Source organism: Polaromonas sp. (assembly GCF_031411155.1).
Classification (GTDB): domain Bacteria; phylum Pseudomonadota; class Gammaproteobacteria; order Burkholderiales; family Burkholderiaceae_C; genus Polaromonas.
Genome location: NZ_JANOAL010000139.1, coordinates 22,295 through 29,002, shown reverse-complemented (window position 1 = coordinate 29,002; position 6,708 = coordinate 22,295). Strand labels below are relative to the sequence as shown.

Here is a 6,708-nt window from a genome sequence, read left to right as displayed (position 1 = left end):
CGCATGGCCTGCACCAGTTGCGCATCGCTGACGGTCAGGATGTCGTCCACGTCGCGCCGGATCACGCCGAAGGTGTAGTCGCCCAGATGCTGGGTTTGCGCGCCGTCGGCAATGGTCCTGGGAGTGGGAATGTTGACGATGGCACCGCTGCGAAACGACTGCTGGCCATCGTTGCCGGCCTCGGGCTCCACCCCGTAGACCTTGCAGGCCGGCGACAGCGCGCGCGCCGACAGGGCCGAGCCGCTGAGCAGGCCGCCACCGCCCAGGCACACGAACAAATAATCGAGCTCGCCCACCTCTTCAAACAGCTCCTTGGCGGCGGTGCCCTGGCCAGCGATCACGTCGGGATGGTCATACGGCGGTATCAGCGTCATGCCGCGCGCCTGGGCAATTTCGCGCGTCAGGGCCTCGCGGTCCTGCTTGAAGCGGTCAAACAGAATCACCTCGCCGCCATAGCCCCGGGTCGCGTCCACCTTGGCCGGCGGCGCGTCCAGCGGCATCAGGATCACGGCCGGAATGCCCAGCAGGCGGGCCGACAGGGCCACGGCCTGTGCATGGTTGCCTGACGAGAAGGTAATGACCCCGGCCTTGCGCTGAGCGGCGCTGAAGCGGGACAGCGCATTGAAGGCGCCGCGAAACTTGAAGGCGCCCATGCGCTGAAAGTTCTCGCACTTAAAGAATACACTGGCCCTGAGCCTGTCGTCCGCGGTGCGCGAGCGCAGCACGGGCGTGCGATGGGCCTGGCCGTCAAGCCGCTGGGCGGCGGCAATCACATCCGCAAAAGTGGGCAAGGTCAGCATGTTCAAGCTCCGGTTACAAGCCAAGGTGTGTTGCAGGCAGGCCAGCCCGGTTTATACAGGAGACTCCGAATCTTCCCTCACGCCCCCCCCCTGATCCGGCTGCTAAAAACCTTTTCATGGCGCGAACTCATCCACCACCCCTGGCGCAATGCCGCCGCGGTGGTGGCGGTGATGCTGGGTGTGGCGCTGGCGTTTTCGGTACACCTGATCAATGCCTCGGCGCTGGCCGAGTTCTCGCAGGCGGTGCGCTCGGTCGGCGCCCAGCCCGATCTGGAACTGCGGGCGGTGCAAAGCAGTTTTGACGAAACCCTGTTTGAACGCGTGGCCCGCCACCCGCAGGTTGCCGTGGCCAGCCCGGTGCTGGAACTGGCGGGCTATGCCGTCAGCGCCAGCGGCCAGCGCGTGGCGCTGCGCCTGGTCGGGCTGGACGCGCTGGTGGTGGCGCAGCTGGCACCGGCCTTGCTGCCGGTGCCCAGCGCCAATGCCGACCGCTTTGCGCTGTTTGCGCCCGGCGCGGTTTTCCTGAACCCGGCGGCCCGGCAAAGCCTGCCCGACGCCGGCTTCAAGCTGCAAAGCGGGCTGCAGTTGCTGCCGGTGCAGGTCGCCGGCAGCGTCAGCGCCGGGGGGGCCGCGCTGGCGGTAATGGACATTGCGGCGCTGCAGGATTTGTTTGGCAAGGGCGGCCAGCTCTCGCGCATCGACGTGCGGCTCAAGCCCGGCGCGGACCGCGCGGCGGTGATCGCCTCGCTGCAACTGCCGCCCGCGATTGCGGCGGCCGAGCCGGGCGACGCGGCCCAGCGTGTCAGCAACCTGTCGCGCGCTTACCGCGTCAACCTGACGGTGCTGGCGCTGGTGGCCTTGTTTACCGGGGCGTTTCTGGTGTTTTCGGTGCTGTCGCTGAGCGTGGCCAAGCGGGCGCAGCAGTTTGCGCTGCTCGGCGTGCTGGGCCTGGCCGGGCGCGAGCGGCTGCAATTGGTGCTGGCCGAATCGCTGCTGCTGGGCCTGCTGGGCAGCATGCTGGGCCTGGCGCTGGGCGGCGCGCTGGCGGCGCTGGCACTGCGGCTGCTGGGCGGCGACCTGGGCGGCGGCTACTTTGCCGGAGCGGCGCCGGCCCTGCAATGGAGCAGCCCGGCCGCGCTGGTCTATGGCGTGCTGGGCGTGGCCGCCGCCGGCGTGGGCGGCTGGTGGCCGGCGCGCGCGGCGCAAAAGCTGCCGCCGGCGCAAACCCTGAAGGGCCTGGGCCTGGCGCCGGCGGGCGGTTCGCGGCACTGGATCAGTATTATTTTGATAGCTGCTGGTGCCCTGCTGGCTTGGGCTCCACCGGTTTTTGGCATCCCGCTGGCGGCTTATGGGTCGGTCGGGCTGCTGCTGATAGGCGGCATCACCGCCCTGCCCTGGCTGATTGCCCTGCTCTATGGCCGGCTCAGCCCCTGGGTGGCGCAGCGCCTGCTGCCGCTGCTGGCGGTGGAGCGCGCGCGCCGGGTGCGCGAGAGTGCGGCGGTGGCGGTCAGCGGCGTGGTGGCATCGCTGAGCCTGGCGGTGGCGCTGACGGTGATGGTGGCGAGCTTTCGCGATTCGATGACGCACTGGCTGGACGTGGTGCTGCCGGCCGACCTGTATGTGCGCAGCGCTCCAGGCAGCCCGACCAGCGACACGGCCTATTTCGCGCCCGAATTTGTGCTGGCGCTGGCCCGCCTGAACGGTGTGGCACGCGCCAGCGGGCAGCGCAGCACGCCGCTGCTGCTGGATGCCGGCAAGCCTGCGGTGACACTGATGGCGCGCCCGCTGGGCGACCCGGCCAGCGCGCTGCCACTGGTAGGCGAGGCCCTGCCGGTGCCGCCCGGCCAGGTCGGCATTTATGTCAGCGAAGCGATGGTGGACCTGTATGGCGCCCGGCCCGGCACGGAGTTTACCCCGCTTTCAGAGGCTTTTAGTGCCCAGGCCCAGCAACAACGCGCCCAATCAGCTATCAATTCAATAGCAAATCCGGCAGGCTCGGCGCCGCCCCCGTTTTACGTTGCCGGCGTCTGGCGCGACTACGCGCGCCAGTTTGGCGCCATTGCCATGGACCAGCGCGACTTTGTCCGCATCACCGGCGATGCGCGCGTCAACGACGTGGCGCTGTGGCTGGCCACCAACGCCAACGCCAATGCCAGCGACAGCGACAGCGCGGTGCAGCAGGCCATACGCCAGCTGGCCGAGCAGCAGTCGGGGCCGGGCGCCGGCGCACTGCTGGAGATGGCCTCGGTCGGCCAGTTGCGCGCCACCTCGCTCAGAATCTTTGACCGCAGCTTTGCCGTGACCTACTGGCTGCAGGCGGTGGCGATTGCGATTGGCCTGTTCGGCGTGGCGGCCAGCTTTAGCGCCCAGGTGCTGGCGCGGCGCAAGGAGTTTGGCCTGCTGGCGCACCTGGGGTTGACGCGGCGGCAAATTTTGACCGTGGTGGCGGGCGAAGGCGCGGCCTGGACGGTCATAGGCGCGCTGGCCGGGCTGGCGCTGGGGCTGGCGGTATCCAGCGTGCTGGTGCATGTGGTCAACCCGCAAAGCTTTCACTGGACCATGGACCTGCAGGTGCCCTGGCTGCGCCTGCTGGCCCTGTGCGCCGCCGTGGTGCTGGCCGGCACCCTGACTGCCTGGCTGGCCGGGCGCGCGGCGGCCGGGCAGGATGCGGTGCTGGCGGTGAAGGAAGACTGGTAGGCGCTTCGGCGCGACTGACTTGCCACCCGTTCGGGTGATTTGTCAAGTTTTTGAGCGCTATCCGTTGCATGGACGCCATGCTTTTTTTCGTTTACTTACACTCGTCACGCTTTTGACCCAGCTTTGTCATCGCCACGTCGCCTTCAGCCCGCTACCATGGGGGCGTTACTTCAAGGAGGTCTTCGAGATGACAACTGATCACTACCGAATTGAAAGCAGATGCCCGTTCTCGGGCAGCTTGCTACCCAGCAGCAACTACAAGGCAGTTTATGCAGACTGCTCGCTGGCCGTGGCGGTAGCGGTAAAAAGCGTCGCCGACCCGACCCGCGAACAGGTACGGGTGATCCACATCCCCAGCGGCGAAATCGTCTTTCAGACGGCGCCCGGGCTGGCCCAGTAAGCCCCCCAGCAAGACCCATCCTTCGCCGGCCAGCGGCAGTCAGTGGGTGATGACCACCAGCACGTTGCAGGGCGCGTGTTCAATCAGCGATTTGGACACCGAGCCGCGCCACCAGCGCGCCGCCCAGCCTTCCAGGTGCCTGTGCCCGACCACGATCAGATTGGCTTCGATTTTTGAGGCATAGCGGGCAATCTCGTCCACGGTTTCGCCATACAGCACCTCGCCTCGCGCCTGATGGCCTGCATCGCCAAGCCGGCGCAAACCGTCGTCCAGAATGCCCTGATACCTGATTTTGTCTTCTTCGGCCACGCGCTGGTCGTAAATGCCACCCTCGATACCAATCATCTGCATATGAACGGGCGTCACGGCAATCAGGGTCAGCGCCGCCTGGCTCCACTGCGCAATGTCGCGACAATCCAGCAAGGCTTTCTGGCCCGATTCGGACCCGTCATAAGCCAGCAAAATCCGCTTGTACATGGTGCACCTCCTGAATTGAGTGACTGGGCGATTTAAGGATAGACCTTTCGGTGCAGCCATGCAACCGGCGTGCCGCGGTGGCATTGGACAGCGCCCTTGCTGCGAGAATCAGCCCATGACTTCCTCCCCCGCCCGCACCGACCCCTGGCTCAGCAGCGCCATTGCCCGCATCGAGGCCGACTTTCAGCGCAGCGCCGACACCCACCTGATTGCCCTGCCGCTGCCCGAGTTTGCCGCGCGCGGCATCGACCTTTACCTGAAGGACGAATCCACCCACCCGACCGGCAGCCTCAAGCACCGGCTGGCGCGGTCGCTGTTCCTGTACGCGCTGTGCAATGGGCTGATTCACGAAACCTCCACCATCGTCGAGGCCTCCAGCGGCTCCACCGCCGTCAGCGAGGCCTATTTTGCGCGGCTGCTGGGCCTGCGTTTCATCGCCGTCATGCCGCGCAGCACCTCGCCCGAGAAAGTCGCGCAGATCGAGTTCTATGGCGGCCGCTGCCACTGGGTCGGCAGCGCGGCCCTGGTCTACGACGAAGCGCGCCGGCTGGCCCAGGAGACCGGCGGCCACTACATGGACCAGTTCACCTATGCCGAGCGCGCCACCGACTGGCGCGGCAACAACAACATCGCGCAAAGCATGTTCGGGCAGATGTCGCACGAGCGCCATCCGGTGCCGCGCTGGATTGTGGTGGGCGCGGGCACCGGCGGCACCAGCGCCACCATTGGCCGCTATGTGCGCTACCAGCGCCATGCCACCCAGCTGTGCGTGGCCGACCCGGCCGGCTCGGTGTTTGGCGCCTACCACCGCAGCGGCGATGCCAGCCTGACGGGCGCCGGCTCGCGCATCGAAGGCATCGGCCGGCCGCGTGTCGAGGCCAGCTTTATCCGCACGGTGATTGACCGCATGCTGGAGGTGGCCGACGTCGATTCGCTGGCGGCGATGCAGGCGCTGTCAAGCCTGCTGGGCCGCAAGGTCGGGCCCTCCACCGGCACCAACTTTGTCGGCTGCCTGCGGCTGGCGCACGAGATGCTGGCGCGCGGCGAGCAGGGCTCGATTTTGTCGCTGCTGTGCGACTCCGGCGAGCGCTACCTGCCGACCTACCACGATGCGGCTTGGGTCGAGGCCACCCTGGGCAGCTGCGCCGAGGCCGCCGGGCAGATCGGGCAGCTGATGCGGCCCCGGGTGCAGGCCTGAGATGGATACGCCGCTACGGTCGCTGCCGCACCGCCTGCCGCGACGCCAGTTACTGCTGGGTGGCGCTGCCGGCCTGGCCAGCCTGGCCGGCTGGAACGAGGCCGGTGCCCTACCCGCCAGGGCCCTGGTGTTTCCGCGTGACCGCGGCGCGCACCCGGACTTTCGCATCGAGTGGTGGTATGTCACCGGGCATTGCAGCGCCGGCGACGGCAAAGCGGGCGCACGCCAGTTCGGCTTTCAGCTGACGTTTTTCCGCTCGCGGGTCGAGGGCACGCAGGCCATGCAATCAAAGTTTGCCGCCCGCCAGCTGCTGTTTGCCCATGCCGCCATCACCGACGTGCAGGGCAACAAGCTGTGGCACGACCAGCGCATTGCCCGCTCTTTTGCCTCGCGTGACGGTTTTGGCATGGCCAGCGCCAGCGAGGACGACATGCAGATCAGGCTGCGCGACTGGTCACTGACCAGCCAGGGCGGCCGCTACAGCGCCGAGCTGCCGGCCACCGACTTTGCCATCAGGCTGCAATTTGACGAAACCCAGCCCGTGCTGCTGCAAGGCGAGCAGGGCCTGTCGCGCAAGGGCCCGCAAGCCAAGCAGGCCAGCTACTACTACAGCCAGCCCCAGCTCGCCAGCCGCGGCAGCCTGAGCGTCAACGGGCAAAGCCTTGAAGTCACCGGCAAGGCCTGGCTGGACCACGAATGGAGCGAAGAGCTGCTGCACCCCAGCGCCGTGGGCTGGGACTGGATAGGCATGAACCTGCTCGACGGCAGCGCCCTGACCGCCTTCAGGCTGCGCGACAAGGACGGCAACGCGGTATGGGACGGCGGCTCGTTCCGTTCCGCCAAAAATCAGCGCTTTACCTTCAGCCGGGGCGAGGTGATCTTCAAACCCGTGCGCAGCTGGAAAAGCCCGCTGACCCAAACCACCTACACCGTCGAATGGATAGTGCGCACCCCGGCCGACTTTTACACTGTCAGGGCCGTCATCGACAACCAGGAACTCGACAGCCGCCAGTCCACCGGGGCGATTTACTGGGAAGGCCTGAGCGAGCTGATCGACAGCAAGGGCAGACTGGTGGGCCGCGGTTACCTGGAAATGACCGGCTATGCGCAGCCACTGCGGATGTAGGCCCGCCAGA

General features: G+C 67.2%; 6 protein-coding genes. 4 read left to right on the top strand and 2 right to left on the bottom strand.

What is annotated here, in order from left to right; translation table 11 throughout:
* Positions 1 to 800: threo-3-hydroxy-L-aspartate ammonia-lyase (locus RMO23_RS09320; protein ID WP_309680760.1), on the bottom strand; the 800-nt coding region annotated here is incomplete at its 3' end.
* A 90-nt stretch (positions 801 to 890) separates the two neighbouring features.
* Here RMO23_RS09320 and RMO23_RS09315 point away from each other — a divergent pair.
* Together RMO23_RS09315 and RMO23_RS09310 are read left to right on the top strand one after the other, a co-directional pair.
* Complete coding sequence (locus RMO23_RS09315; protein WP_309680763.1) at positions 891 to 3,497, top strand: ABC transporter permease; 2,607 nt, start codon at positions 891 to 893, stop codon at positions 3,495 to 3,497.
* A gap of 187 nt (positions 3,498 to 3,684) precedes the next feature.
* Positions 3,685 to 3,897 carry a hypothetical protein gene (locus RMO23_RS09310; RefSeq protein ID WP_309680758.1) on the top strand — a complete coding sequence of 71 codons (213 nt, stop codon included), beginning with the start codon at positions 3,685 to 3,687 and terminating at the stop codon, positions 3,895 to 3,897.
* 39 nt (positions 3,898 to 3,936) lie between these two features.
* Here the strand turns inward: RMO23_RS09310 and RMO23_RS09305 are convergent, their stop codons facing one another.
* Entirely contained in the window at positions 3,937 to 4,374 is a 438-nt protein-coding gene (locus RMO23_RS09305; protein ID WP_309680756.1) for a universal stress protein, read from the bottom strand.
* Between the two features lie 115 nt (positions 4,375 to 4,489).
* Here RMO23_RS09305 and RMO23_RS09300 point away from each other — a divergent pair, with 115 nt between their 5' ends.
* Together RMO23_RS09300 and RMO23_RS09295 are read left to right on the top strand one after the other, a co-directional pair.
* Positions 4,490 to 5,572 carry a PLP-dependent cysteine synthase family protein gene (locus RMO23_RS09300; RefSeq protein ID WP_309680755.1) on the top strand — a complete coding sequence of 361 codons (1,083 nt, stop codon included), beginning with the start codon at positions 4,490 to 4,492 and terminating at the stop codon, positions 5,570 to 5,572.
* A gap of 1 nt (position 5,573) precedes the next feature.
* A complete protein-coding gene (locus RMO23_RS09295; RefSeq protein WP_309680752.1) occupies positions 5,574 to 6,698 on the top strand; it encodes a carotenoid 1,2-hydratase in 1,125 nt (374 codons plus the stop codon).
* Positions 6,699 to 6,708: the final 10 nt, after the last annotated feature.

Coding starts and splice junctions, on each gene's coding strand:
- RMO23_RS09305 (WP_309680756.1), bottom strand. CDS start 4,374: ATGTACAAGCGGATTTTGCTGGCTTATGACGGGTCCGAATCGGGCCAG.
- RMO23_RS09295 (WP_309680752.1), top strand. CDS start 5,574: ATGGATACGCCGCTACGGTCGCTGCCGCACCGCCTGCCGCGACGCCAG.
- RMO23_RS09310 (WP_309680758.1), top strand. CDS start 3,685: ATGACAACTGATCACTACCGAATTGAAAGCAGATGCCCGTTCTCGGGC.
- RMO23_RS09300 (WP_309680755.1), top strand. CDS start 4,490: ATGACTTCCTCCCCCGCCCGCACCGACCCCTGGCTCAGCAGCGCCATT.